The organism is Paraburkholderia rhizosphaerae, assembly GCF_004366595.1.
Lineage (GTDB): Bacteria > Pseudomonadota > Gammaproteobacteria > Burkholderiales > Burkholderiaceae > Paraburkholderia > Paraburkholderia rhizosphaerae.
This window is the reverse complement of sequence record NZ_SORE01000006.1, coordinates 221119-246169: the sequence shown is the minus strand read 5'-3', so window position 1 is coordinate 246169 and position 25051 is coordinate 221119. Positions and strand designations below refer to the sequence as shown.

The 25051-nt window shown below is 65.3% G+C and carries 26 protein-coding genes; 15 read left to right on the top strand and 11 right to left on the bottom strand.

All coding sequences use genetic code 11. The features are described 5' to 3' along the window. Window positions 1–55: 55 nt before the first annotated feature. Both BX592_RS10455 and BX592_RS10450 read right to left on the bottom strand, forming a co-directional pair. On the bottom strand, window positions 56–778 hold the full coding sequence (locus BX592_RS10455) for an LrgB family protein (protein WP_134191687.1): 723 nt from the start codon (window positions 776–778) through the stop codon (window positions 56–58). Between the two features lie 177 nt (window positions 779–955). Then, a complete protein-coding gene (locus tag BX592_RS10450) occupies window positions 956–1417 on the bottom strand; it encodes a CidA/LrgA family protein (protein WP_134191686.1) in 462 nt (153 codons plus the stop codon). Window positions 1418–1563: 146 nt separating this feature from the next. Here BX592_RS10450 and BX592_RS10445 point away from each other — a divergent pair, with 146 nt between their 5' ends. Then, window positions 1564–2538: a LysR family transcriptional regulator gene (locus BX592_RS10445; RefSeq protein WP_134191685.1), complete on the top strand. Its 975-nt coding sequence runs from the start codon at window positions 1564–1566 to the stop codon at window positions 2536–2538. Window positions 2539–2572: 34 nt separating this feature from the next. Here the strand turns inward: BX592_RS10445 and BX592_RS35000 are convergent, their stop codons facing one another. Then, on the bottom strand, window positions 2573–2683 hold the full coding sequence (locus tag BX592_RS35000) for a hypothetical protein (protein ID WP_341803894.1): 111 nt from the start codon (window positions 2681–2683) through the stop codon (window positions 2573–2575). 563 nt (window positions 2684–3246) lie between these two features. On the opposite strand from BX592_RS35000, the gene BX592_RS10435 reads away from it, so the two are divergent. Then, the gene (locus BX592_RS10435; RefSeq protein ID WP_134191684.1) at window positions 3247–4929 is read left to right on the top strand and encodes an isovaleryl-CoA dehydrogenase; all 1683 of its coding nucleotides are present in this window, start codon (window positions 3247–3249) and stop codon (window positions 4927–4929) included. 24 nt (window positions 4930–4953) lie between these two features. Here the strand turns inward: BX592_RS10435 and BX592_RS10430 are convergent, their stop codons facing one another. From BX592_RS10430 to fliE, 5 genes are all read right to left on the bottom strand, one after another. After that, window positions 4954–5355, bottom strand: coding sequence for an EscU/YscU/HrcU family type III secretion system export apparatus switch protein (locus tag BX592_RS10430; protein WP_134191683.1), 402 nt, complete (start codon window positions 5353–5355; stop codon window positions 4954–4956). Beyond that, a complete protein-coding gene (gene fliK, locus BX592_RS10425; RefSeq protein ID WP_134191682.1) occupies window positions 5352–6869 on the bottom strand; it encodes a flagellar hook-length control protein FliK in 1518 nt (505 codons plus the stop codon). Before fliK ends, BX592_RS10430 begins: the two co-directional genes overlap by 4 nt. Before the next feature lie 134 nt (window positions 6870–7003). Continuing rightward, a complete protein-coding gene (locus tag BX592_RS10420) occupies window positions 7004–7330 on the bottom strand; it encodes a flagellar protein FliT (protein ID WP_134191681.1) in 327 nt (108 codons plus the stop codon). Next, the gene (gene fliS / locus BX592_RS10415; protein WP_134191680.1) at window positions 7327–7761 is read right to left on the bottom strand and encodes a flagellar export chaperone FliS; all 435 of its coding nucleotides are present in this window, start codon (window positions 7759–7761) and stop codon (window positions 7327–7329) included. The genes BX592_RS10420 and fliS overlap by 4 nt, the downstream gene beginning before the upstream one ends. Window positions 7762–7934: 173 nt before the next feature. Continuing rightward, a complete protein-coding gene (gene fliE, locus BX592_RS10410) occupies window positions 7935–8267 on the bottom strand; it encodes a flagellar hook-basal body complex protein FliE (protein ID WP_134191679.1) in 333 nt (110 codons plus the stop codon). Window positions 8268–8518: 251 nt separating this feature from the next. Between fliE and fliF the strand changes: the two genes are divergently transcribed. The 6 genes from fliF (at window position 8519) to BX592_RS10380 (ending at window position 15598) form a co-directional block, all read left to right on the top strand. After that, the gene (fliF, locus tag BX592_RS10405) at window positions 8519–10324 is read left to right on the top strand and encodes a flagellar basal-body MS-ring/collar protein FliF (protein ID WP_134191678.1); all 1806 of its coding nucleotides are present in this window, start codon (window positions 8519–8521) and stop codon (window positions 10322–10324) included. Next, the gene (gene fliG / locus BX592_RS10400) at window positions 10314–11309 is read left to right on the top strand and encodes a flagellar motor switch protein FliG (protein ID WP_134191677.1); all 996 of its coding nucleotides are present in this window, start codon (window positions 10314–10316) and stop codon (window positions 11307–11309) included. The genes fliF and fliG overlap by 11 nt, the downstream gene beginning before the upstream one ends. Further along, a complete protein-coding gene (gene fliH, locus BX592_RS10395; protein ID WP_134191676.1) occupies window positions 11302–11973 on the top strand; it encodes a flagellar assembly protein FliH in 672 nt (223 codons plus the stop codon). Before fliG ends, fliH begins: the two co-directional genes overlap by 8 nt. After that, window positions 11967–13466, top strand: a complete 1500-nt coding sequence (gene fliI, locus BX592_RS10390) for a flagellar protein export ATPase FliI (protein WP_134191675.1) — start codon at window positions 11967–11969, stop codon at window positions 13464–13466. Before fliH ends, fliI begins: the two co-directional genes overlap by 7 nt. A gap of 2 nt (window positions 13467–13468) precedes the next feature. Next, window positions 13469–13918, top strand: a complete 450-nt coding sequence (fliJ, locus tag BX592_RS10385) for a flagellar export protein FliJ (protein WP_134191674.1) — start codon at window positions 13469–13471, stop codon at window positions 13916–13918. Window positions 13919–13984: 66 nt separating this feature from the next. Beyond that, the gene (locus BX592_RS10380) at window positions 13985–15598 is read left to right on the top strand and encodes a flagellar hook-length control protein FliK (protein WP_134191673.1); all 1614 of its coding nucleotides are present in this window, start codon (window positions 13985–13987) and stop codon (window positions 15596–15598) included. Between the two features lie 30 nt (window positions 15599–15628). On the opposite strand, the gene BX592_RS10375 is transcribed toward BX592_RS10380, so the two are convergent. Continuing rightward, window positions 15629–16555 carry a fimbrial protein gene (locus tag BX592_RS10375; protein WP_166676330.1) on the bottom strand — a complete coding sequence of 309 codons (927 nt, stop codon included), beginning with the start codon at window positions 16553–16555 and terminating at the stop codon, window positions 15629–15631. Between the two features lie 368 nt (window positions 16556–16923). On the opposite strand from BX592_RS10375, the gene fliL reads away from it, so the two are divergent. From fliL to fliR, 7 genes are all read left to right on the top strand, one after another. Further along, window positions 16924–17439: a flagellar basal body-associated protein FliL gene (fliL, locus tag BX592_RS10370; RefSeq protein WP_134191671.1), complete on the top strand. Its 516-nt coding sequence runs from the start codon at window positions 16924–16926 to the stop codon at window positions 17437–17439. Between the two features lie 59 nt (window positions 17440–17498). Beyond that, complete coding sequence (fliM, locus tag BX592_RS10365) at window positions 17499–18497, top strand: flagellar motor switch protein FliM (protein WP_134191670.1); 999 nt, start codon at window positions 17499–17501, stop codon at window positions 18495–18497. Continuing rightward, window positions 18490–18981 (top strand): flagellar motor switch protein FliN, encoded by a 492-nt coding sequence (gene fliN / locus BX592_RS10360; protein ID WP_377681656.1) that lies wholly within the window; start codon window positions 18490–18492, stop codon window positions 18979–18981. Before fliM ends, fliN begins: the two co-directional genes overlap by 8 nt. A gap of 77 nt (window positions 18982–19058) precedes the next feature. Beyond that, the gene (fliO, locus tag BX592_RS10355; RefSeq protein WP_134191669.1) at window positions 19059–19625 is read left to right on the top strand and encodes a flagellar biosynthetic protein FliO; all 567 of its coding nucleotides are present in this window, start codon (window positions 19059–19061) and stop codon (window positions 19623–19625) included. A gap of 57 nt (window positions 19626–19682) precedes the next feature. Further along, a complete protein-coding gene (gene fliP / locus BX592_RS10350) occupies window positions 19683–20456 on the top strand; it encodes a flagellar type III secretion system pore protein FliP (protein WP_134191778.1) in 774 nt (257 codons plus the stop codon). A gap of 49 nt (window positions 20457–20505) precedes the next feature. Further along, on the top strand, window positions 20506–20775 hold the full coding sequence (fliQ, locus tag BX592_RS10345; RefSeq protein WP_134191668.1) for a flagellar biosynthesis protein FliQ: 270 nt from the start codon (window positions 20506–20508) through the stop codon (window positions 20773–20775). A 55-nt stretch (window positions 20776–20830) separates the two neighbouring features. Next, window positions 20831–21622, top strand: coding sequence for a flagellar biosynthetic protein FliR (gene fliR, locus BX592_RS10340; protein WP_134191667.1), 792 nt, complete (start codon window positions 20831–20833; stop codon window positions 21620–21622). A gap of 86 nt (window positions 21623–21708) precedes the next feature. Here the strand turns inward: fliR and flgL are convergent, their stop codons facing one another. Both flgL and flgK read right to left on the bottom strand, forming a co-directional pair. After that, the gene (flgL, locus tag BX592_RS10335; RefSeq protein WP_134191666.1) at window positions 21709–22956 is read right to left on the bottom strand and encodes a flagellar hook-associated protein FlgL; all 1248 of its coding nucleotides are present in this window, start codon (window positions 22954–22956) and stop codon (window positions 21709–21711) included. 11 nt (window positions 22957–22967) lie between these two features. Beyond that, window positions 22968–24965 (bottom strand): flagellar hook-associated protein FlgK, encoded by a 1998-nt coding sequence (gene flgK / locus BX592_RS10330; RefSeq protein WP_134191665.1) that lies wholly within the window; start codon window positions 24963–24965, stop codon window positions 22968–22970. Between the last annotated feature and the right edge of the window lie 86 nt (window positions 24966–25051).

Genomic DNA, 25051 nt, shown 5'->3' with positions numbered 1-25051 from the left:
CGTTTCCGCACACGAAAATGCGGCGGGCAGCGGCGCGTGGCGCACGCGCACGAGCTCAAACCGGCAACAATGGCAGGAACGGCGCGAGCAGCACCATCGCGACACCGGCGATCATCATCGTGAGGCTCGCGATCACGCCCTCTTCCCTGCCGAGTTCGCGCGCTTTCGCGGTGCCGACGCCATGCGCGGCGGCGCCGAACAGCGCGCCACGCGCGAGCCGCGAACGCAACGGCAGCAGGGCAAGAACCAGTTCGCCGAACAGCATCCCGCACACGCCCGTTGCGATAACAAACAGCGCAGTCAGGTCCTTCGGCGCGTGAATCCTGTCACTGACCGCGAGCGCGAACGGCGTCGACACCGAACGCGTCATCAGGCTGCGCTGGAGCTCAGGCGACAGGTGCAGCAATTTCGCGAGCGCGAGCGACCCGCCGACCGCGACCACCATTCCGACCACCACGCCGACCGTCAGCGACAACCAGTGCCGTTTCATCAGCTCGCGATATTCGTAAATCGGCACGGCGAATGCGACGGTCGCGGGTCCGAGCAGCCACATCAGCCAGCGCGTGTCCTCGAAATAGACGCGATACGGAATGTGTGCGAATGCGACCACCGCGACCAGCACCGCGGGCACGGCGACAAGCGGCGTGAGCCAGATCGTCTTCACGCGCGCGTAGAGCGCCTTCGACAGGAAGTAGAGCACCACGGTCAGCGCGAAGCAGCCGGCCGCGATCAGTCGCGATGGGTTGTCGGCAAACAGAGAGGTGTAGGAAGTGGTCATCGGCAAACCTGTGGCCTCGCGGCTTGCTGCGATCAGTTGGGAGAAACGCACACACGCAGGTCAACGCGTGCACCGCGCATCACGGTCCGGGACGGCCCGGCCGTTGGTCGACCGGCATGCGCCGCGATCCAGGCAAGTGCCTGAAGCGCGAAAACATGCGTTCGCGCCTCGCGGCGATTACCGGCCTGGCCGGCGGTCGATCGGAATGCGGCGCAACGCGAGCCGGTGTTCGAAGCGCGATGTCTGTTCAACCGCGAACGCCACCGCGACCATCACCATCAGCGTGCCGCCAGCCACAACGAGCGCAAGGCGCCAGCCGTTCTCACGCAGCAACCCACCGTATTGGACCGCCGCCACCGCCGCGGGAATGAAGAACAGCAACAATTCCGACAGCAGCCAGTCCGCGCCGGCCTTGATCCAGCGCGGCGCGATGCCCCCGCACAGCAGCGCGGCGAGCAGTGCGAGCAGGCCGACCACTCCACCCGGCACCGGCAACCCGACGCGCCGCACCGCGAAGTCGGCGACCCACCACACGCCCGCGAGCACCGCACACTGCGCGGCCACCTGCAATGCACGCACGACCGGCGCGACCGCGCCCGAACGCCCGCTTGCAGTCCACTTCGTGACAGAGATGCTCATCGCGATACTCCCGTTGTGACCTTGTAAGTTCAGCGAGTATAGGGTTTCTACTGATATAAATATAATGACTTACACTCATTCAAACCATTCCAGATTGGAATTCGGCGAGTTAAATTGGTCGCTTACCCGCTATTGGGAGTCGGAACGTGGAACTGCGCGCGCTTCGCTATTTCATCGAGGTCGTCCGGCAGCAAAGCTTCACCGTCGCCGCCGAGCAGATGTTCGTCACGCAGCCCACCATCAGCAAAATGGTGAAGGCGCTCGAGGAAGAAACCGGCTCGCCACTGCTGCTGCGCGACGGCCGTCAGATGGTGCTCACCGACGCGGGCCGGATCGTCTACCAACGCGGTCAGGACGTGCTGGCGGCGCACGCTCAACTGCAAAAGGAACTCGACGACCTCGGCACGCTCGGTCGCGGCACGCTGACAATCGGCATTCCGCCGATGGGCGGCGCGCTGTTCAGTCCGGCGATCGCGGCGTTCCGGCAACGCTATCCAAAAGTCGAACTGAAGCTGATCGAGCAAGGTTCGCGTGCGGTCGAGGCGGCGCTGATCGGCGGCGAGCTCGAACTGGGTGGCGTGCTGCTGCCCGTGGACCCCGACACGATTGACGCGCTGCCGATGACGCGCCAGCGCCTGTGGCTGGTCGCGCGCACCGGTTCGCGCTGGGACGCGGCCAAAGACGTGCCGCTCGCGGACCTCGCGACCGAACCCTTCGTGTTCTACGGCGAAAGTCTCGCGCTCAACGACGTCGTGCTGCACGCATGCCGCAGTGCGGGCTTCGCACCGACTGTCGTGAGCCGCAGCGAGCATTGGGACTTCATGGTCGCGCTGGTGCTGGCCGGCGTCGGCATCGCGCTGTTGCCCGCACCCTATTGCCGCAGGCTCGATGCAACACAGTTCACGTGCCGGCCGGTCGTCGAGCCGGAAATCCCGTGGGAAATCGCGATCGGCTGGCGGCGCAACGGCTATCTGTCGCACGCGGCGCGCGCGTGGCTCGACGTCGCGCGCGACGCACTGCGCGGTCAGTCAGGCGATGACTTCATGAATGCGCCGGCGCTCGGCATCGTGATGAGCGGCGCGGCGGCAGTGCCGGCGGCGAGCGGGAATCCGCGGAAGTAAATGCGCGGGGCAGTGAGAACGTTCCCGCCCGCTGCTACCCGACTTCAACCCGATTGCGCCCACCTTCCTTCGCCCGGTACAGCGCAAGATCCGCCCGCTTGACGATTGCATCGACGTCGCGCTCGCCCTGCTTTTGCGCCGACACGCCGATGCTGACGTAAAAGGCACCGGCGTGCCGAGCCGCCAGTTGAACTGGAACTCCTGTCGTTCGATCGTCGCTCCCAGCTTGTCCGCGATCGATCTCGCTTCCTCCGCGCCCAGGCCCGGCAGCGCCGCAACGAACTCTTCCCCGCCCAATCCATGCATACGTGATTCACGTCGGTCATACGGAGGAAGCCTTCGTTACAGGCCTCGACGATCAGTTTTTTCGCATCGTCACGACTGATCACGGCGACGCTCGCCGCGATTCCGCGAATCAGTTCATGCGCCCTGGACCAATCGATCATTGCGACTGCCTGACGAAGGTTCCAACGGGAACCAGCAATCGAACGCGCGAGTCATGCACCGCGGATACTCCGGATGCCTACGGGTCAATCAGCAAAGCGCGATCACACTTCATACCATATCGCCCTCGTCTGACCGTGCGCAAAGGCGCGTTCCGTGTTGGCGGAGTGCGCAGCCTGAGGCCAGAAGAACAAAACTGGCCGCTGCCGCGCGCGTCGAGCGACAATGAACCCATCCCGCCCACGCCGCAGACGGAGACAGCAGATGGAAACGTTCGGCCCCGGCAACACGCATGAAGTGACCAATCAGGTCCCGCTACTCGCGGACTACAACCTGTTCACGAGCGACCCGGCGCTGGTCGCGGCCGTCGAGCGCGAAGGCGCCGGCTGGCATCGCGCGGCGCTCGAACGCGACGGCGCGGCGCTCACGACGCCCGACGTGCTCGCGCTCGCCGAACTGGCGAACCGTCACACGCCGGAACTGTCGACGCACAGCCCGCGCGGCGAACGCATCGACGCGCTGGAGTTTCATCCGGCCTGGCACAGGTTGCTTGCGCAACTGCGCGGCGCGGGCCTGCACGCATTGCCTTTCGCGAATCCGCGTCCTGGCGCGATGATCGCGCGTTGCGCCGCGTATCTGCTGCATGCGCAGATCGAATCGGGCGCGCTATGTCCAGTGACAATGACCTTCGCGAGTATCCCGGTGCTGCAACAGGAACCGGCACTGTTCGCCGCGCTGCGCGACAAGCTGTATGCGCGCGAGCACGATCCGCGCGACCTGCCGCTCGCGCAAAAGACATCGATGATGATCGGCATGGGCATGACCGAAAAACAGGGCGGCTCCGACGTGCGCAGTAATCGCACGCGCGCGTTTTCCGTCGCAAGCTCGGGCAGCACCGGGCGTGGTGGCGAGTATCGCCTCGTCGGTCATAAGTGGTTTTTCTCGGCGCCGCAGTGCGATGCGCATCTGGTCCTCGCGCGCACCGACGAGCACGAGGGTGTGTCGTGCTTTTTCGTACCGCGTTTCACGCCCGATGGCGCGAAGAACGCGGTGCGCATCCAGCGTTTGAAAAACAAGCTCGGCAATCGCTCGAACGCGAGCAGCGAAGTCGAGTTCTTCGATGCCTATGGCGTGATGGTCGGCGACGAAGGCCGCGGCGTACCGACGATCATCGAAATGGCGAACTACACGCGACTCGATTGCGCGCTCGGCAGCACCGCGCTAATGCGCGCGGCGCTCGTGCAGGCCGTTCATCACGCGCGACACCGCAGTGCCTTCGGCCGCGCGCTCGCCGAACAACCGCTGATGCGCAACGTACTGGCTGATCTCTCACTCGAATCCGAAGCGGCGACGCTGCTCGTGATGCGGCTGGCGCGCGCATTCGAGGACGCGACGGGCACGCTCGAAGAACGCGCGTGGCGGCGGCTCATCACGCCGGCCGCGAAGTACTGGATCTGCAAGCGCGCGCTCGAATTCACCGGCGAAGCGATGGAAGTGTGGGGCGGCAACGGTTATGTCGAAGAAGGCCCGATGGCGCGTTTCTACCGGGAAGCGCCGGTCAATTCGATCTGGGAAGGGTCGGGCAACGTGATGTGTCTCGACGTGCTGCGCGCACTCGAAAGAGAACCCGAGGCCGCACAGGCGTTACTCACCGGATGGCGGGATGTCGCACGGAATCACGCGGCGCTTGCGGGCGCGCTCGACCGGCTGCTCGCGACGCTCGCGGCATCGTCCGGGATGCGCGAGGCGTCGGCGCGCCGCATCGCGCAGCAGCTGGTGCTGATCGCGCAGGCGGTGCTGCTCGCGCAGCATGCACCGCCGCTGGTCGCCGACGCGTTTATCGCGACCCGCATCGCCGACGGTTGCGCCGACCATGGCCGCGTGTATGGCACGCTGCCGCCGGCATGCGATCACGCGGCGCTGGTCGAACGCGCGTTTGCAGCGTGACGCGCGCGAGCCGGACGCGCGGTGCTATTTCAACCAGCGCGTCGGCGGCACGTCGCCGCGCGGCAGACGCGCGGCAGCGGCATCGACGGCCGGATCGCCGTGCGTTTCCGGATTGATCGAGATGGAGGCGTCGTCGCTCTGCGCTTGCGTCGCGTCGGCTACGCCGCTTTCCAGACGATGCAGCCACGCAAGCAGTTCCGCGACCGCCTGGTAAAGCTGCGGCGGAATTCTCGAATCAAGATCGACCTGCATCAGCAGCGACACCATCTCCGGCGCCTCGTGCACATACAGCCCGGCCTCTTTCGCGCGCTGCACGATCATTTCCGCGACGAGCCCATAGCCCTTCGCGACGACGCGCGGCGCACCGCCCGGTCGTTGATCGTCGTAAGAGAGCGCCGCGGCGCTTTTGCGATGCGTGCGGCTCAAAGCAGTTCGTCTCCGTCGAAGAGATCGAATGGTGCCGCCGCAGGGTTGCCCGCTTGGGCGTCGCCTGCCGGATGGGACGCGCCGGCTGCCGCGGCGGACGCGGCAGCGGAACGCGCGTAGGCTTGCGCGGCCTGCGTCGCCGACGCGACGCTCGCCGCGCTGCCGAGCCCCTCGCTGGGCCCGCCACCGACAATCTCCCGGATCGCCAGCGCATTCAGCGCAATGCCGACTGCCGCCAGACGCTGCCTGAACGATTCGCCTTGCGCCGCGAGCCGAGCGGCGCCTGTCGGGCTTGCCTGCACACGTGCGGTCAGTTGCATGCCGACCAGAGTCAGATCGGCATCGACCGTGCCCAGCACCGGCAACGACAGCGTGAGCCGTGTGCGCCACGGGCGGATCTCATCGAGCTCGGACGCGTCGCCGTCGCCGCCGCGCGACCAGCGGTCGACGGCCTCCTCGATCGACCAGTCGAGCCGCGCACCCGGCCATGCTTCGCCGCTCCAGCGGAATTCGCCGGTCGCCAGCAGATCGAGTTGCTGACGCACAAGCGTGACGGTCGCCTGATGCACCGACGCGGCCATCGCCTGCGTCGGAAACGACGCCTGCGCCGCATTGCTTTGGCCGTTGTTGATGTTGCCCGGCTGCGCACCGTCGCGCGCGGACTGGGTCGACGGCCCGCTGCCGAACGCGTCTTCGGCAAATTCCTGTACGGCGGCCGCAAAACGCGCCGACATCGGCAGCGCAGTGCCCGACGCCTGATGCGCAGCCCCCGGGTTCGACGGGGCCGAGCCGCTTCCCGGCTGCGCGGACGAACCGCCATGCCACCACGACGCGAGACCCTCGCCGTCCGCCGCGGCATCGTCGGCGAGCGTCCACGGCAGCGGCATTTGCGAGGCTTCGGCGACCAGCCGGTTCTGCGGCTCATCGAACAGCGATGCGGGCGGGCGCTGCCCGCCCAGCCACTGCGCGAGATGGGATTCGTAGAAGAGCCCGCTTTCGTTGACTGTTTGACGCAACGCCGCGGCAAGCGCATCGACCGGCACCGTGCCGGCGCCCGGCGTCACGCCCGCCGCTCCTTGCGCGGCACCGGTCTGGGGTTGCGCCTGCGAAGTCTGGGAAGTCTGCGAAGGTGTGGCCGTTGCCGCGCCGTTGCCCGCGTTTGCCTCGGCAGCGGTACCGTCTGGCGTGGCGCCCGGCTGCGCGCCGATGCCCTCTTCGAGCGCCGGCACGACCGGCCAGATCGGCAACTGGCCGACCAGCGACGGCGTCGCATCGCCACCCGAGCGCATGATCGCGTCGAGCGTCAGCGCGATGCGCGACAGGATGGTTTGTGCAGAAGCCTGCGGCGGGTTATCGAGTAACGATACGGGCGCACCGCGCGCGGTCGGCGTATCGACTGTCAGCGCGGACGTGCCGGTTTGCGCGGTCGACGCATTGCTGCGCGACGCGATCGACAGCAGGCTGTCGACGCGGCTCGCGAGCAGCGCAGCAACGGCCGTGTCGATGTTGGTCATGCATCCTTCCTGTCGTCGCCTGGCAAAAAAGAAACTGGAAACAAGAGTCCGGAACCGGTCAGCGAGCGTAATAGCGCCATCGGCGCCCGCAGGCAAACCGCCGTCGGCGTACGTGCGCCGACGGCTGGCCTGTCTCACCGCGCCCCGTAGATCTCTTTCAACACCTTCGCCGTGCGGCCCGCGAACAGCGCGGACAGCTTCGCGAGACGCGGGTTCGCGAGTTCGCGAATCGCGGCGTCATTGGCAAGAATTTCGCGAATTAATTCGTACTTGCGGCCACGCTCGCCATCGTCGAGGTGCACGCCCACTTCGGCTTCTTTCAGACTGTCGACCAGATTGCGATATTCGTTCTGCATGTGCGCCAGTTCGCCCCATAGCGCATCGCGAGCGGCCGTCAACATCCGGCACGATATTGCCGCGATCGCCTCATAGCGGGCGAAGTACTCGTCATTCGCAGTCATCTGACCGCTTCCGCGGATCCCTGTGCCGCCATCCGCGCCACCTCCGGCCCAATACCCGTCCATGCTTCCTCGAGCGTTGCGAGCAGACCGTCGACTTCGATCAGCATCGCTTCGTTGCTTTTGATATTCGCTTCCAGCAGCCGTCTGGCCATGTAGCTATACAGCGCATTGAGCCGCTCGGCGATTTCACCGCCGGCCTTGCGGTCCAGCGATGCCTGCAGGCCGCTCTCGATAATCGAGATCGCCTTGCCGATGGTTTCGCCGCGCCGGCCGACTTCGCCCTGCTGCAGGTGAAAGCGTGCCTGGGCGATGGCCTTGCGCGCACCCTGATACAGCATCGCGGTCAGGCGATACGGACTCGCGCCCATCACCCCTGTCTCGTTGCCCACGCGTGCGTAAGCGTTGGCTCCGGCGTGCCCTGGGGAAAACATCGGCGCTCCTCCTGTGTGATGCGCGCTGCGGTTGGTCCAGACAAAACCAGTCCCACTGCTGCGCCGTAGCGCGCTGCGGTGACTGTGTCCGTGTTATCGGACGGTCAGGACAAAGCTTTAGGGTGCCGAAAGAGGGAATGCCGGGCGGGCTTCGCGCGGGCTACATCCTGCAGTTACACCTGCATCTGCATGATGTCGTTGTACGCGGTCACCAGCTTGTTGCGCACCTGCAGCGCGAACTGGAAGCCGATGCCGGCCTTCTGGCCGTCGATCATCACGTCGTTCAACGACACGTTCGGCGCACCGACTTCGAACGCCTTCGCCTCGTTGTCGGCGGCCATCTGGTCATTGCTGACCTTGTCGAGCGACGCCTTCAGCGCGGCGCCGAAGCTGCCGGCATACGTGGCGCCGGCTTGCGCGCCGGGCGTGGACGGGCTGCCGGCCGCTTCCGACGCCATCGACTGGATCTGCTGCAGCGCGGAAGTGAGCGGGTTCACGACGGTCATGATTGCTCCACGGAAGAAGAACCGGCGCTGCGCGAACCGACCTCGGGCGCCATGCCGGATTGACGGGAAGCATAAACGCGGGCGTACCGCCGACAGCCGCGAAACTGGGGGGAAAACCCTGCTCTATTCGGCCAATCGCGTTGCATCGGGCCGTGGAAAATGCCCATCGTGAAAGTCTCTGTCCGCGCGCCCGCTGCATTTGCCGCGGCCCCCGCGGACCGAGCCCTGGCATCCCCGGAGAACCCCGACGCATGGATTCGTCAGCCAATTCTTTGATCAACCCCGAAAGCCGCAGCATGGGCCTCGCCAATGCGCAGCCCGCCGCCGCGGGCGCCGCGGGCGCCGCTGCCGGTCAGGCCGCCGGCGCGGCCGACCTCGGCTTGGGCGGCGGCAATTTCGCGCAACGGCTGTCGTCGTTTCCGTCGTCGATTTCGCAAATGCGCGGCAACCCGCGCGCGCCGTTGATTGTCGCCGTCGCACTGCTGATCGCGATCGTCGTCGGACTCGTGATGTGGTCGCGCGCGCCCGACTACAAGGTGCTGTACAGCAACCTCACCGACCGCGACGGCGGTGCCATCGTCGCCGCGCTGCAGCAGGCGAACATTCCGTACAAGCTGTCCGACGGCGGCGGCGCGATCATGGTGCCGGCCGACCAGGTGCATGAGATGCGCATGCGGCTCGCGCAACAAGGCCTGCCGAAAAGCGGCTCGGTCGGCTTCGAATTGCTCGACAACCAGAAATTCGGCATCAGCCAGTTCGCCGAACAGGTGAACTACCAGCGCGCGCTCGAAGGCGAGCTCGAACGCACGATCCAGTCGATTTCGACCGTGCAGTCCGCGCGCGTGCATCTGGCGATTCCGAAGCAGTCGGTGTTCGTGCGCGATGCGGAGCCGCCATCCGCGTCGGTAATGGTGAACCTGTACCCGGGCCGCATCCTCGATGAAGGCCAGGTGAACGCGATCACGCATATGGTCGCGTCGGCGGTGCCGCAACTGTCGCCGCGCAACGTGACGATCGTCGACCAGGACGGCAACCTGCTCACGCAGCCGAGCGCCGGCACCGGCCTCGACGCGACGCAGCTCAAATACGTGAAGCAGGTCGAGCGCGATACGCAGCAGCGCATCGACGCGATCCTCGCGCCGCTGTTCGGCGCCGGCAACGCGCACTCGCAGGTCAGCGCGGATATCGACTTCTCGAAGACCGAGCAGACCGCCGAGACCTATCAGCCGAACGGCGGCAATCCGGGGCAAGCGGCGATCCGCAGCCAGCAGTCGAGCAGCGACGTGCAGACGCAGCAGGCCGGCGCATCGGGCGTGCCGGGCGCGCTGACGAACCAGCCGCCGCAGACCACGCAAGCGCCGATCGACGCGCCGAACGGCGCGAGCGGCGCGGCGCCGGCGACGCCGATCAGCGATCACAAGGATTCGACCACCAACTACGAGCTCGACAAGACCGTGCGCCACCTGCAGCAAGGCGGCGGTGGCATCCGCCGGCTGTCGGTCGCGGTGGTGGTCAACTACACGCCGCACGTCGACGCGAAGGGCCACACGACGATGCAGGCGCTACCGGCCGATAAGCTCGCGCAGGTCGAACAGCTGGTGAAGGACGCGATGGGCTTCGACGCGAAGCGCGGCGACTCGGTGAACGTTGTGAACAGCCCGTTCACGCTACCGGTCGACCCGAACGCGAACCTGCCGTGGTGGCGCCAGCCGGACATGATCGCGCTGGCCAGGCAGATCGCGACGTATCTCGGCATCGCCGCGGTCGCACTGTTCCTGTACTTCGTGATGGTGAAGCCGGCGCTGCGCCGCGCGTTCCCGCCGCCGGTCGAGGCGACGGCGACCGCCGCGCTGCCGTCGGCCGACGAACCGGTGCTGCTCGACGGTATCGCAATCACCGACAAGGGCGAAGAAGGAGGCTCGGACGCCGCGCTGCTCGCGTTCGAAAACGAGAAGCATCGCTTCGAGAAGAACCTTGAGTACGCGCGCCAGATCGCGCGCCAGGATCCGAAGATCGTCGCAACCGTCGTCAAGAACTGGGTGTCCGATGAACGCTGAAGGCATAACCAAAAGCGCGCTGCTGCTGATGTCGATCGGCGAGGAAGAGGCGGCGCAGGTATTCAAGTTCCTCGGTCCGCGCGAGGTGCAAAAGATCGGCGTCGCGATGGCCGCGCTGCGCAACGTGACGCGCGAGCAGGTCGACGAAGTGCTGCAGGAATTCGCGCGCGAAGCCGAACAGCACACCGCGCTGTCGCTCGATTCGAGTGACTACATCCGCTCGGTGCTGACCAAGGCGCTCGGTGAAGACAAGGCCGGTGCGATTATCGACCGCATTCTGCAAGGCAGCGACACGAGCGGCATCGAAGGCCTGAAATGGATGGATTCGGCGGCGGTTGCCGAACTGATCAAGAACGAACACCCGCAGATCATCGCGACGATTCTCGTGCACCTCGACCGCGACCAGGCATCGGAAATCTCCGCGTGTTTCACGGAACGCCTGCGTAACGACGTGCTGCTGCGAATCGCGACGCTCGACGGCATCCAGCCGGCCGCGCTGCGCGAACTCGACGATGTGCTGACTGGCCTGCTGTCGGGCAGCGACAACCTGAAACGCAGCCCGATGGGCGGCATCCGCACCGCGGCGGAAATCCTCAACTTCATGCCGAGCAACCACGAAGAGTCGGTGCTCGAAAACGTGCGCCAGTACGACGCGGAGCTCGCGCAGAAGATCATCGACCAGATGTTCGTGTTCGAGAACCTGCTCGACCTCGAGGACCGCGCGATCCAGCTGCTGCTGAAGGAAGTCGAATCGGAAGCGCTGATCATCTCGCTGAAAGGCGCGCAGCCGGCGCTTCGCCAGAAATTCCTGTCGAACATGTCGCAGCGCGCAGCCGAACTGCTTGCCGAAGACCTCGACGCGCGCGGTCCGGTGCGCGTGTCCGAAGTCGAGACGCAGCAGCGGCGCATCCTGCAGATCGTGCGCAACCTGGCCGAGAGCGGCCAGATCGTGATCGGCGGCAAGGCGGAAGACGCATATGTCTAACCGTGAGCCCGTGCGCAGCGACACCTTGTCGGCGTATCAGCGCTGGGAGATGGCATCGTTCGACCCGGTGCCGGAACCCGAACCCGAAGTCGATGAACGCGACATCGAAGCCGAGCTGCAACAGCTGCGCGATGCCGCGCACGCGGAAGGCGTCGCATCCGGCCATGTGGCCGGACAGGCGCTCGGCTATCAGGCGGGCTACGAGCAGGGACACAAGAAAGGTGTCGAGCAGGGACGCGCCGAAGCGCGCAAGGAAGCGGAGCGCGTGATCGCGATCGCCGATGCGTTCAAAGGCGCGCTGGGCGCCGCGCAAAGCGAAGTCTCTGAAACGCTGGTCGCACTTGCACTGGATATCGCGCAACAGGTCGTGCGCCAGCACGTGCAGCACGATCCGACCGCGCTGGTCGCGGCGGCGCGTGAAGTGATCGCCGCCGAGCCGGCGCTGTCCGGCGCGCCGCATCTGATCGTGAGCCCGGCGGATCTGCCGATCGTCGAAGCGTATCTGATGGAAGAATTGCGCGCGCGCGGCTGGAACGTGCGCACCGATCCGGCCATCGAACGCGGCGGCTGCCGCGCGCAGGCCGCGACCGGCGAAGTGGACGCGACGCTCGGCACGCGCTGGGAGCGCGTGGCCGCCGCGCTCGGCAAGGTCAGCACATGGTAAGCCCACCGACCCTCGACGAAATCGCCGCGAGCGACCTCACGCCGCTCGAGCGCGAACTCGCGCTCGCGTCGTTCGGGTCGAACCCGCCGCACGCGCAAGCCGCCGTCACGGCGGACAATCCGCATTTGCAGGCATGGCGCGCCCGGCTTGACGGGCTGCGCGCACGCAATGCGATCGCGAAGCCATTGCGTCCGTGCGGCAGGCTGACCCGCGCCGCCGGTCTCGTGCTTGAAGCGGTCGGCCTGCGGCTGTCGGTCGGCTCCGAAGTGATGATCGAACTGCCGCCCGGCAGCACGCTCACGATGGCCGAAGCGGAAGTGGTCGGCTTTGCCGGCGACCGTCTGTTTCTGATGCCGACTACCGAAGTGCACGGACTGCTGCCCGGCGCTCGCGTATTTGCGCTCGAAAGCGCGCCGGTCGAAGACCCGATGACGGGCGCCAAGCGCCTGCCGGTCGGCTGGGGACTGCTAGGACGCGTGCTCGACGCGTCCGGCAAGCCGCTCGACGATCTCGGCCCGCTCGCGGCCGTCGACGATGCGCCGCTGACCGCGCCGACCATCAATCCGTTGCACCGCGAGCCGATCCATAAAGTGCTCGACGTCGGCGTGCGCGCGATCAATGCGCTGCTAACCGTCGGACGCGGCCAGCGGATGGGCCTGTTCGCGGGCTCGGGCGTCGGCAAGTCGGTGCTGCTCGGCACGATGGCGCGCTACACCAGCGCCGAAGTGATCGTGATCGGCCTGATCGGCGAACGCGGCCGCGAAGTGAAGGAATTTATCGAGCAGATTCTCGGCAAGGACGGCCTCGCGCGCTCGGTGGTCGTCGCGGCGCCGGCCGACGTGTCGCCGCTATTGCGGATGCAGGCTGCCGCGTACACGACCTCGCTCGCCGAATATTTCCGCGATCAGGGCAAGCACGTGCTGCTGCTGATGGATTCGCTGACCCGCTATGCGATGGCGCAGCGCGAAATCGCGCTCGCCGTCGGCGAGCCGCCGGCCACCAAGGGCTACCCGCCATCGGTGTTCGCGAAGCTGCCCGCGCTGGTCGAGCGCACCGGCAACGGCCCGGAAGGCGGCGGTTCGATCACCGCGTTCTACACGGTGCTCACCGAAGGCGACGACCAGCAGGACCCGATCGCCGATTCGGCGCGCGCGATTCTCGACGGCCATATCGTACTGTCGCGCGCGCTCGCCGAAGCAGGGCACTACCCGGCGATCGACATCGAAGCATCGATCAGTCGCGCGATGACCGCGCTGATCGACGACAAGCACCTCGAAAAAACCCGCGTGTTCAAGCAGATGCTGTCGCGCTATCAGCGCAACCGCGACCTGATCAACGTGGGCGCCTACACGAGCGGGCGCGATGCGCTGCTCGACCGGGCGATCGCCCTTTATCCGCGCATCGAAGCGTTCCTGCAGCAGGGGTTCCGCGAATGTGCGCCGTTTGACGCGAGCCTGAACGCACTCGGCTCGCTGTTCACCGAAGGAGGCTGACGATGCCGGATTCCTCGCCGCTGCAGATGCTGATCGAGCTTGCGCAAGACGAACTCGATGCCGCCGCGCAGCGCCTTGGCCGCGCCCAGCGCGAACGCAACGACGTCGAAGCGCAGCTCAACGCGCTGATCCAGTACCGCAACGAGTACTACACGCGCTTCACGACGTCCGCGCAGCTCGGCATGGCGGCCGGCAACATGCGCAACTTCCAGGCGTTTATCGATACGCTCGATGCGGCGATCGAGCAGCAGCGCAGACAGCTCGCGAATGCGACCGCCCGCGTCGAGGCTGCGAAGCCGGAGTGGCAAAAGCAGAAACAGAAGCTCGGTTCGTACGAAGTGCTGCAGGCGCGCGGCGAGGCTGTCGAAGCTCGTAAAACCGCGCGCCGCGAACAGCGGGACGCCGACGAGTTCGGCGCACGGATTTTGAGAATGCGTACCGGCAACGCGTGACGCTTGTCATGCGGCCGGGTTTTCTGGAACAGGGTTGAGTAACGGCTTTGACCGACGGGAAACATCATGTCGAGAATTTCGATGATCGATTCGCTGCTGAGCTCGCAAGGCACGGCGGTGAGCAATGCGTCCGGCGCCAATAGCGCCGCGCTGTTCGCGCAGACGCTGCAGCAAACCATCAGCGCACAGAACAAAGCGGCGAATACGGCGGCCACGCCCGCGCCGGCGCCAGCCGCGCAACAGCCGTCGGCGACGACCGGTGCATCCGGTTCACAGCCGCAGCAGAACAACGGCACCGACAGTGCGAGCGCGTCGAACAATGGCGGCACCGTGCACCCCGGTGACAGCACACAGGCAGCGTCACAGCCGGCCCAGCCGGGCTCGGCGCAAGACGCTGCTTCGACCAAGCCGTCGTCCACGTCGTCGTCGACGGACGACAGCACGCAGCAGGCCGGCAAAACGGACAGCGACAAGACCGGCGACACGGATTCGAAGTCGCACGACGCACAGGCGTCGAACAGCGCGGACGCATCGGCTTCAGCGGCGGCCGCCGCCGCTGAAGCGGCCGCACAGGCGCAGGCACGCGCCAACACAGCAGCCGACGCGACCAGGAACGCCAGCACCACGGCCAGCGATGCGGCCGCGGACGATGCGGCCACGACGCTCGCGGGCGGCGTAAAAGCCGGCGACGGCGTCGGCGGTCACAAAGGTGTCGGCGGTGACGGGAAATCGATGCATCAGAAGTTCGATTCGGTCCTGGCCGCGCTCAACGGGCGCCAGGATCTGGCCGCGCTGCCGATGCAAAACCTCGCGGCAGGCGTATCCAACGCCGCCGCTAGCGACAGGGCGAACACCGATCTGAGCAGCGACGGCCACGGCACGTCGCAGAACAAGGGTTTCGGGCTTGGGCCGATGCTTGGCGACAGCAAGGGGGCTGCGGACAACGGCGCGAAGAACATGGCGCCGATGGACAACGCGTCCGCTGCCACGACTGCAGCGACGCAGACGAATCAGGCAGCAGCCCAGGCCAGCGCGACGAGCGCCAGCGCGGCTGCGGCAGCCGCGGCGGCGAACGCGGATGCGACGGCGGCTGCGAGCAGCCTGCCCACGGCGACGGGCAGTGGCGACGCGCTGAACGCGGCGCTTGCCGCAACGCAAGCAGGCGCGGCAGGGGCCGCAACCGGCACCAGCGCAACCGGCGGCGCATCGCAATCGGCGAGACCGGGCTCCGCGGCCGATGCGCTCGCGCCGCAAGTCGGCACGACGGACTGGGACGAAGCGCTCAGCCAGAAGGTCGTGTTCCTGTCGAACGTGCGGCAGCAAAGCGCGGAGCTGACGTTGAACCCGGCCAATCTCGGGCCGCTGCAAGTCGTGCTGCAAGTGGCGGACAACCATGCGCACGCGCTCTTCATGTCGCAGCACCAGCAGGTGCGCGACGCGGTGGAAGCGGCGCTGCCGAAGTTGCGGGAGGCGATGGAGCAGAACGGCATTAGCCTCGGCAGCACCAGCGTCAGCGACGGCTTTGCACGGCAGAGCGGGCAGCAGGCGCAGGACGGCAGCAGGAGCGGTGGCAGCGGCCGTGGCGGCTATGGCGATATGGCGAGCGACGCATCGGCGACGACCGTCACGACTGCCGTGCCGACGCGCCGCACGGTCGGGCTGGTCGATACGTTCGCGTAGCCGGGTGACGCATAGCGCCGATCGGCACGGTCACTGATAGAACATCGTATAGATAAGCGACCCATTGACGGTGCCGGGCGTGACCGTACCGGTCCGGTAATAACGGATCGCGAGGTTGATCGGATAAGTCCCGCCGGTCTGGGGGCTATACGCGCTCACCACGTGGGGCGCGCCCAGGCTAACCGGAGCTTGCGTCGAATCCGTTACGGATAGTCCGATGCCCTGCGCGGTCGAATCATGGCTGACCGCGAACGTGCCCATCGCGGCATTGATCGCGCCGTCAGGCGGGTCGAGTTGATACTGGATCTGCGTCATTCCCTGCGGGCAACCCGTCAACGTAATGACGACGGGCGTGGAGCCGGCTGTCGAGCCGACCGTTGGCAATGCCGCACTGCCGATATCCGGTAACGTGACGGTGCTCGTCGCCGTTGCGTTGCACGCCGATGCGGTAACCGCCGCGGTCGTCGTTCTGAGGTTCGCTATCGTCAATGAACCGAGGCTCATGGTCGCGAATAGCGTCCCGTCGATCGTCCCGCCAGCGGTCTGACCCGTGACAACCACTTGCACGCCGAATTTCATCCCGTTGAATCCCCAGCCGCCGTTACCGTATTCCATTGCGCCCGCGCCGTAGTATCGAAAGAAGTTTTGCCCATCCGTGTCGAAAAAGCGCATGCCGATGCCCGGCACATTAGTCGCGAATGTGTACGGATTGGCCGAGGTCTGAGCCCCGCCGGTAACCTTGCGCACGACTGGCGTATTGCCGCTGCAGTTCGCATAGACGCCGCTTGACGGGATAGCCGTTTGATATGGCGGCGTATAGATCACAGTGCCGACCGCCGCGTCTCGCGGAACCGTAATGGCAGGTATGTTGAACGAGTAGTTGTGCGTCGATTGGCCGTTCGCCCACGTGCAATCGGCCTGCACCGCGCCCGCATACAGGATGCAGGACAGTTTCATCAACCACACGGCTGCGCGCGCGACATGTCGACGCGCTGCCCGGAAACAGGCACTCCGGCCGTACGGTGCCCGTCGCAGCACTTCGTCGTAACGTTTGCTTTTCATTATTGTCTCCGGGGCCTCCGGCCAGCCGGCAATCCTGGCCGATCGGGATCGATCAATACAGGTTAGGTCCGATGCATGTGCAACGCAAAGCGGACAGCGGGCCGCGGCAACGCCGCGCCGCCCGATACGCCAAATGCAAGAGCTAACCGCGAATCCCCCCTCTTTTCGGCCCATCGCACCGCTTGCATTTATCGAACAATGCACGCTAACAAATTGACTTCGCGCTGACCTCGGACAGCCCGCCGCATTCACAGACACGACACATGGCCACCACGACCGCAAACCAGCAAGTCGCCGCGCAGCCGCGCTCGCCAGGGCTTATCAAACGCACGCTCGTGATCGTGCTGATCGCTTTGCTCGCCGCCGCGCTCGCCGGCGGCGGCACCTGGTTCTATATGAGCCGCCACGAGACCGCGCCCGCGCAAGGCATGCAAGCGCAGAAGCCGATGCCCGCGCCGATCGTCCCGGTGTTCTTCGCGCTCGAGCCGATGACCGTCAACCTGCAATCGGACGACGGCGAAGCGCACTATCTGCGCATCGGCCTCACGCTGAAGCTCAACGACCAGCAAACCCAGGAACACCTGACCGCGCATATGCCGGAGATCCGCAGCCGCGTGCTGCTCGCGCTGTCGAACAAGCATCCGGAAGATCTCGCGCCGCTCGACGGCAAACGCGCGCTCGCGAAAGAACTCGCCTCGCTGATCGAACAGCCGACCGAGCCGAACGGCATGCCGATCCACGTCGACGACGTGCTGTTCACCGAGTTCGTCGTGCAGTGATGCTGCGTCGCGCGACAGCGCGTCTTCCCCAATCGCGAATCGACGCACAAGGAATCTAGATGGGCCACGAAGAGTTCATGTCCCAGGAGGAGGTCGATGCCCTCCTGAAAGGCGTCACCGGCGAGCACGACGACAAGTCCGAGCAGTCCGATCGGGCCGGCGTGCGGCCGTACAACATCGCGACCCAGGAGCGTATCGTCCGGGGCCGGATGCCCGGCCTCGAAATCATCAACGAGCGCTTTGCGCGGCTGATGCGCGTCGGCATCTTCAACTTCATGCGCCGCACCGCCGAAATCTCGGTCGGCCCGGTCAAGGTGCAGAAGTACAGCGAATTCACGCGCAACCTGCCGATCCCGACCAACCTGAATCTGGTGCACGTGAAGCCGCTGCGCGGCACGTCGCTGTTCGTGTTCGATCCGAACCTCGTGTTCTTCGTCGTCGACAACCTGTTCGGCGGCGACGGGCGTTTTCACACGCGCGTCGAAGGGCGCGACTTCACGCAGACCGAGCAGCGCATCATCAGCAAGCTGCTGAGCCTCGTGTTCGAGCACTACACGACCGCATGGAAAAGCGTGCGCCCGCTGCAGTTCGAGTTCGTGCGCTCGGAAATGCATACACAGTTCGCGAACGTCGCGACGCCGAACGAAGTGGTCGTTGTCACGCAATTTTCAATCGAGTTCGGCCCGACCGGCGGCACGCTGCACATCTGCATGCCGTACTCGATGATCGAGCCGATCCGCGATGTGCTGTCATCGCCGATTCAGGGCGAAGCGCTCGAAGTGGACCGCCGCTGGGTGCGCGTGCTGTCGCAGCAGGTGCAGGCCGCCGAGGTCGAAGTGACCGCCGATCTCGCGCAGATCCCGATCACGTTCGAGAAGATCCTCAATATGAAGGCAGGCGACGTGCTGCCGATCAACATTCCCGAATTCATCACCGCGAAGGTCGACGGCGTGCCGGTGATGGAATGCGGTTATGGAATTTTCAATGGTCAATACGCGCTGCGGGTCCTGAAGATGATCAGCGCCGCGGATACGATGAAGGAAGGCGGATATGAGTGACCTGAACGGGACCCCCACCCCGACCCCGAACCCGGTTCCGGCGATGCCGCTGCCGGAAATTGCGCCGGGCGCCGAAGTCGCCGCGGCGGGCGGTGAAGCAGCCGAACCCGCGCTCGACGATTGGGCGTCCGCGCTGGCCGAGCAGAACGGCAACGATGTGGCCGCGCCCGCATCGGCAGGCGTGTTCCAGCCGCTGTCGAAGGTCACGTCGACCGCGACGCGCAACGATATCGACATGATCCTGGACATCCCCGTCCAGATGACCGTCGAACTCGGCCGCACGAAGATCGCGATCCGCAACCTGCTGCAGCTCGCGCAAGGCTCGGTCGTCGAACTCGACGGCCTCGCCGGCGAACCGATGGACGTGCTCGTCAACGGCTGCCTGATCGCGCAGGGTGAAGTGGTGGTCGTCAACGACAAGTTCGGCATCCGCCTCACCGACATCATCACGCCGTCCGAGCGGATCCGGAAACTGAACCGATGAAACCGGCAGTGGTCGCGTCCGGGCATCCGACGTCCGCGCGCGACGTTTTACGGCGCTCCGCAAAACGCGCCGTTCGCATGAAACGCGGTGCCGGTACGGCAGCGGTTGTTGCCGGGTTCACATCCGCGTTCATCGCCGCGTTCCTCCCTTGCACCGCCCGCGCGGCGGACATCAACGCAGTCAACCATGCCGCGCAGATCGCGTCGGGCGTCGGCGCGGGGTCCGCCGTGCCGGCACTCGGCGTGGGCGCGATCCTGCAAACCGTCATCGGCCTTGCCGTCGTGATCGCGCTGGTGTTCGGCTGCGCGTGGCTCGCGCGGCGTCTGGGACTTAACGCCGGCCAACGCGGCGGCATCGTGAAAACGATCGGCGGCACGTCGCTCGGCGGCAAGGAACGCGTCGCGGTCGTCGAGATCGGCGACCGCTGGCTCGTGCTCGGCGCGGCGCCCGGCAATGTGCGGCTGCTGTGTGACATGCCGGCGGGAACGACCCATGCCGGCCCGGGCAGTTCAGGTGATCCGTCCACGGATGACCCGGCACGGCCCGGCAGCGGCCTGACCGGCACCTTCGGCGAGCGCTTTCGCGATACGCTCAAAAGCGAAGCCGCGAAACGTTTTCAACGGCACACCGGCGGAGACCGATAGATGCAAGCCAATCGTTCCGCCTTGCGCCGCGATGGCGCGGCCCATGCATTGACCTCAATGGTTCGGTTTCTTTCGACAGTCCGGCTACGGACCATCGCGACGCTTCTGTTGCCCGCGCTGATGCTGACGCTGCCTTGCGTGTCGTTCGCGCAGGTCGCGGGCCTGCCGGCATTGAACGCAACCCCCGGCCCGAACGGCAGCACGACCTATTCGCTGAGCGTGCAGACGATGCTCGTGCTCACGATGCTGTCGTTCCTGCCGGCGATGGTGCTGATGATGACCAGCTTCACGCGCATCATCATCGTGCTGTCGCTGCTGCGCCAGGCGCTCGGCACGACCACCTCGCCGCCCAACCAGGTGATGGTCGGCCTCGCGCTGTTTCTGACGCTGTTCGTGATGTCGCCGGTGCTCGATAAAGCCTATAACGACGGCTACAAGCCATTCGCGGCCGGTACGCTGCCGATGGACGACGCATTGCAGCGCGGCGTCGCACCGTTCAAGACGTTCATGCTGCGCCAGACCCGCGAGACGGATCTCGCGCTGTTCGCGAAGATCGCGCATACGCCGCCGATGCAGGGACCGGAAGATGTGCCGCTGTCGCTGCTGGTGCCGGCGTTCGTGACGAGCGAACTGAAGACGGCATTCCAGATTGGCTTCACGGTCTTTATTCCGTTCATCATCATCGACCTCGTCGTCGCAAGCGTGCTGATGTCGATGGGCATGATGATGGTGTCGCCGATCACCATCTCACTGCCGTTCAAACTGATGCTGTTCGTCCTCGTCGACGGCTGGCAGCTGTTGATCGGCTCGCTCGCGCAGAGCTTCACGTAACCGTCCGCTATCCCGACGTTTTCAACCCAGGCACCGGAGCCGAACCGCGATGACACCCGAAACCGTGATGACCTTCTCGCACGACGCGATGCGCGTGACGCTGCTGCTCGCCGCGCCGCTGCTGCTCGTCGCGCTGGTCGTCGGTCTCGTCGTGAGCCTCTTTCAGGCCGCCACGCAGATCAACGAAAGCACGCTGACTTTCATTCCGAAGCTTGCGGCCGTGGGGCTGACGCTGGTGATTGCAGGGCCGTGGATGCTGACGACGATGATCGATTACATGCGTCAGATCCTGATGAACATCCCGAACGTCGCGAACTGAAGGAAACGCGCCACGCCGGGCACGCGCCTGGCGGTCGCGATCGGGTCCGTCCGTCATGTTCACCGTCACCTATGCGCAACTGAACGCGTGGCTCACCGCGTTCCTCTGGCCGTTTATACGCATTCTCGCGCTGGTTGCGTCCGCACCGATCTTCGGCCACACGTCGGTGCCGATCCGCGTGAAGATCGGGCTCTCGGGGTTTATCGCGATGATCGTCGCCCCGACGCTCGGCGCGATGCCGCAGGTCACCGTGTTCTCGGCGGCCGGCATGTGGATTCTCGTCAACCAGTTGCTGATCGGCCTCGCGCTCGGCTTCACGATGCAGATCGTGTTCGGTGCGGTCGAAACGGCCGGCGGCATTATCGGTCTGGGCATGGGGCTCGGTTTCGCGACGCAGATCGACCCGCAATCGCACGGCTCGACCGACGTGCTATCGATGTTGCTGAACATGATCGCGATGCTCGCGTTCGTCGCGCTCGACGGTCACCTGCAGGTAATCAGCGCACTTGTGATGACCTTCCAGTCGGTGCCGATCGATGCGAACCTGCTAAGCGCGCCGGGCTGGCGCACGCTCGCCGGCTGGGGCGCGACACTATTCGCGGCCGGCGTGCTGCTGGCGCTGCCCGTGGTCGCCGCGCTGCTCATTGCGAACCTGTGTCTTGGCATCCTGAACCGCGCAGCGCCGCAGATCGGTATCTTCCAGGTTGGCTTTCCGCTGACGATGCTGGTCGGCCTGCTGCTGATCCAGCTGATGCTGCCGAATATGATTCCGTTCTTTGCGCGGCTAATCGAAAGCGGCATCGAGGAGATGGGGCGTGTCGCACTGGGGTTGCGTGCCACGCCGTAAACGAACGCTTTTGCCTGCCCGACAAAAAAGCGCGGCGCCTGCCGGCACCGCGCCTTTCTTCTATCTTCGTGCTTCTCGCGACGCTCTCAGGGATTGATGAACTGGAACAGCGAGTTTTGCGAAACCGCCGAGAACGTCTTTTCCGTGGCGTTCAACATCGCCTGGATCTGCGTAAGCTGGCTCAGTACCGTCGCCGGGTCGGTATCGACAATGTCGCTCAGATTGCTCGTGTTCTGCAGCGTCTGCGTCGAGTTGACCTTCGCCAGCGCCGTCACTTGCTGCTCACGTCCGGCTACCGACGATTGCACCGTCAACACATTCGTCATCGTATTGTTGATTTGCGTATGCGCGGTGTTGATCACGTTTTCCAGTGATGCCATCGCGGCCGGATTGTTTTGCACCGGGTTTTTTAGCGCGGCAATCACTGAGTCGATCGCCGAGAACACATCGGTATTGCCTTGAGCGGCCGGCGTCACCGTGAATGAATCGCCCGCGGCCGGCGTGCCCGAGATGAACGACACGCTCTCGCCGCCATTGAGGTCGATCGGCTGACCCGCGTTAAATGGCTGCGTCGTTCCGATCGGCGTGGGCGGCGTGGTCGACGCGTCGTTCACCTGGTAGACGAGCGCGCCCGTGGTCGGATCGTTACTGAATACGATCGAATACGGCGTGTTGTTGCTTGCAGCGCCTTGCGTCGTGACATTTACCGCGTTGATCACGGCCGTGCCCGTATTGGTCGACGCACCGGCCGCGACCGGCGGCGAAACGCCGGGCACAACGCTCAGGAACACGCTCGCGCCGTTGTCCGCGGTCGCGACCGACGTCGTACCCGAAATTTGCAGCGTGCGCGAGCCGAGGTCGCCGTTGTAGACCACGCCGCCATTGGACGCGTTTGAAAACGGCGCGGTACCGCCCTGAAAGCCGGAGAAGATGAAATTTCCCTGGCCGTCGGTGGTGTTCGCCAACGACATCAGCTGATCGCGCAGGCCCTGAAGGGCCTGCGCAGCCGACTGCCGGTTGCTGTCGTTGAAGTCGCCCCCGCCCAGGTTGCCCAAATTCGACAGCACAGTATTCAACGTCGACGCGACGCTGGTTATCGTCGAATCCTCCGTCTGCAGCAGGCTCGTTGCTGTCTTCTGGTTCGTCGAGAATTGCGCGAGGACTGAACCCGTGGCCGACAGCTGCACCGCTTGCGCCGCGCCGAGCGGGTCGTCGCCCGCGGTCGCCACGCGCGTTTGCGTCGACGCCTGCTGCTGCAACTGCACAAGCAGCGCCTGCTGGTTGTCCATGGTATTGATCGTATTGGCGTAAATCTGTGATGTTGCGATGCGCATTGTTCAATGCCTCAGCTAATTGCCGACAGGATCGATTGGAACAGCGATTGGGCCGTCTGGATCACCTTGCTGTTCGCCTGGTACATCTGCTGGTACTGGAGGAGCATGGTTGCCTCCTCGTCGAGGTTCACGCCGGATACCGACTGCTGCTGCGCGGTAATCTGCGCAAGCGTCGCGCTCTGCGTCGTGGCCATCGCCTGCAGGTTGCTCGTCGCATTGCCGACGTTGTTGACGAATTCCGCGTATCCGTTGTTCAGCGTCGTGCCGTTGAACACGGTGCTGGTTTTGACGTTGGAGATGAAGTTGGCGTTGCTGCCGTCTGTCGTGCCGGTGTTCGGGGCTATCGTGAACGTGTCGCCGGTGGCCGGCGTGCCGGACAGCGAAAACGAAATGCCGCTGGGCGAGGCAGGCGGTGTGGCGGTGCTATTGATCGTATAGGTGCCGCCATTCGCCGGATTGTACGGCACGGGGTCCGTCGCCGCGTTAATCGTGACCGTTTGCGGCGGATTTCCGAACGTCACTGTCGAACCCGGCGGGAAGCCGGACAACGTCTGCGTTGCCGCGTCGTAGGTGATCGTGGTGGTCGTATTGATGATGAAACCGGGGCTCGCCGGCGCGGTCTGGATGTTGCCGCTGCCGGTGTTCTTGTTGCCATTCGACGCGATGGACGGCGACCCTGCGGCAATCGCGGAACCGTCGGCGGTCGTAAGCGCGAAGCTATCCAGCGCGCCTTCGGTCGGCTGAATCACAAACGAATCGCCGGGATTCACCGTGCCGTTGACCGTGAGCGACACACCGCCGATCACGATCGGGTTCGTTGCGGGCGTCGGCGGCGGTGCGGTGCCGACTACCGTGCCGGTCGACGTGTTCGTCAACGTGTAGTTGGTGCCGTCGAAGGTCAGTTTGAGATCACCGAGCGGCGGCGAAGCAGGATTGGTGAGCGTCGCCGCCACCGACGCGTTGCCGGTGTTGTTCAGGTTTGGAATAACGGTCGGGGCCGCGATCTGGAACAACGGGCCGCCTGCCTTACCGGTCTGGTCGATGCCGAGTGCGTTTTGCGCGTTCACCTGGGCGGCAAAGCTGGTCGCAAGCGCGCCCAGTTGCTGCGCGGCGGGATCGAGTGTCTGGCTGCGATACTGGAGCGTGCCGCCAAGCGAACCGCCGGAGATCGAAGAATCGGGCAACACGGTGGTGACAAACTTGCCGGGATTGGCCGAGTCGGGTTCCTGATAGGTGAGCGCCAGTTCCGCCGGATTGCTCGGCGACGGGGTCGTCCCGAGCTGATAGCTCTGGTTGCCCTGGACAAGCGTCATGCCGTTGGACAGCGTGATCGAATCGGTGCCATCGCTCGCCGTTTGCACATTCACGCCGACCAGTTGCGTCAACTGGGACACCGCCTGGTCGCGCGCATCGAGCAGCTGGTTCGGCTGCTGACCGGCCGTGCCCGAGCCGGCGATCTGCGCATTCAGTTGCGCGATCTGCCTGGTCAGGTTGTTGATCTGCGTGACCGTGCTCGACAGCGTCGTATTGAGGCCCTGGCGGATCTGATCGATCTGCTGCCCCATCCCGTTGATCTGGTTTGCGAGTTGCTGGGCGCTGTTGATCACCGTCTGGCGGGTAGAACCGTCGCCCGCCGCTCCCGAGAGCTGCGCCATGTTGTTGAAGAAGCTGGTGAAGCCGGCACCGATACCGGCGGTCGGGCTGCCGATCAGATTGTTCAACGTCGAGATCAATTGCGAATACGCGCTAGTCGACGAGCTTTTCGACTGTGTGCTGAAGAGCTCGTTCGTCAGCGTCGAGTCGAACTGGCGCTGGATCGTTACCGTCGTGACGCCGGCGCCGATAAAGCCGTTACCGGTGCGCATCCCGTTTGATTCAGCAAACAGCGCGCGCTCGACGTTGTAGCCGGGCGTCGCAGCGTTGCTGATGTTGTTACCCGTCGTCGACATGCCGAGCTGGGCGGAGTTCAGCCCGCTCAAGCCAATGCCGAAAAGGTTCGATGACGACATGCATGCTCCTGAAAGGCGGGTCAACGGACAGCCGCCAGTTGCGTGAACAAGCGGTATATCGGCGGCGCCGGCCGAAAATTTAGCGA

What these genes read in the sequence shown, in the direction of transcription:
- BX592_RS10455 (WP_134191687.1), bottom strand. Translation starts at nt 778, where the DNA reads ATGACCACTTCCTACACCTCTCTGTTTGCCGACAACCCATCGCGACTG.
- BX592_RS10450 (WP_134191686.1), bottom strand. Translation starts at nt 1,417, where the DNA reads ATGAGCATCTCTGTCACGAAGTGGACTGCAAGCGGGCGTTCGGGCGCG.
- BX592_RS10435 (WP_134191684.1), top strand. Translation starts at nt 3,247, where the DNA reads ATGGAAACGTTCGGCCCCGGCAACACGCATGAAGTGACCAATCAGGTC.
- fliK (WP_134191682.1), bottom strand. Translation starts at nt 6,869, where the DNA reads ATGACCAACATCGACACGGCCGTTGCTGCGCTGCTCGCGAGCCGCGTC.
- BX592_RS10420 (WP_134191681.1), bottom strand. Translation starts at nt 7,330, where the DNA reads ATGACTGCGAATGACGAGTACTTCGCCCGCTATGAGGCGATCGCGGCA.
- fliS (WP_134191680.1), bottom strand. Translation starts at nt 7,761, where the DNA reads ATGTTTTCCCCAGGGCACGCCGGAGCCAACGCTTACGCACGCGTGGGC.
- fliE (WP_134191679.1), bottom strand. Translation starts at nt 8,267, where the DNA reads ATGACCGTCGTGAACCCGCTCACTTCCGCGCTGCAGCAGATCCAGTCG.
- fliF (WP_134191678.1), top strand. Translation starts at nt 8,519, where the DNA reads ATGGATTCGTCAGCCAATTCTTTGATCAACCCCGAAAGCCGCAGCATG.
- fliG (WP_134191677.1), top strand. Translation starts at nt 10,314, where the DNA reads ATGAACGCTGAAGGCATAACCAAAAGCGCGCTGCTGCTGATGTCGATC.
- fliH (WP_134191676.1), top strand. Translation starts at nt 11,302, where the DNA reads ATGTCTAACCGTGAGCCCGTGCGCAGCGACACCTTGTCGGCGTATCAG.
- fliI (WP_134191675.1), top strand. Translation starts at nt 11,967, where the DNA reads ATGGTAAGCCCACCGACCCTCGACGAAATCGCCGCGAGCGACCTCACG.
- fliJ (WP_134191674.1), top strand. Translation starts at nt 13,469, where the DNA reads ATGCCGGATTCCTCGCCGCTGCAGATGCTGATCGAGCTTGCGCAAGAC.
- BX592_RS10380 (WP_134191673.1), top strand. Translation starts at nt 13,985, where the DNA reads ATGTCGAGAATTTCGATGATCGATTCGCTGCTGAGCTCGCAAGGCACG.
- BX592_RS10375 (WP_166676330.1), bottom strand. Translation starts at nt 16,555, where the DNA reads ATGAAACTGTCCTGCATCCTGTATGCGGGCGCGGTGCAGGCCGATTGC.
- fliL (WP_134191671.1), top strand. Translation starts at nt 16,924, where the DNA reads ATGGCCACCACGACCGCAAACCAGCAAGTCGCCGCGCAGCCGCGCTCG.
- fliM (WP_134191670.1), top strand. Translation starts at nt 17,499, where the DNA reads ATGGGCCACGAAGAGTTCATGTCCCAGGAGGAGGTCGATGCCCTCCTG.
- fliN (WP_377681656.1), top strand. Translation starts at nt 18,490, where the DNA reads ATGAGTGACCTGAACGGGACCCCCACCCCGACCCCGAACCCGGTTCCG.
- fliO (WP_134191669.1), top strand. Translation starts at nt 19,059, where the DNA reads ATGAAACGCGGTGCCGGTACGGCAGCGGTTGTTGCCGGGTTCACATCC.
- fliP (WP_134191778.1), top strand. Translation starts at nt 19,683, where the DNA reads ATGGTTCGGTTTCTTTCGACAGTCCGGCTACGGACCATCGCGACGCTT.
- fliQ (WP_134191668.1), top strand. Translation starts at nt 20,506, where the DNA reads ATGACACCCGAAACCGTGATGACCTTCTCGCACGACGCGATGCGCGTG.
- fliR (WP_134191667.1), top strand. Translation starts at nt 20,831, where the DNA reads ATGTTCACCGTCACCTATGCGCAACTGAACGCGTGGCTCACCGCGTTC.
- flgL (WP_134191666.1), bottom strand. Translation starts at nt 22,956, where the DNA reads ATGCGCATCGCAACATCACAGATTTACGCCAATACGATCAATACCATG.
- flgK (WP_134191665.1), bottom strand. Translation starts at nt 24,965, where the DNA reads ATGTCGTCATCGAACCTTTTCGGCATTGGCTTGAGCGGGCTGAACTCC.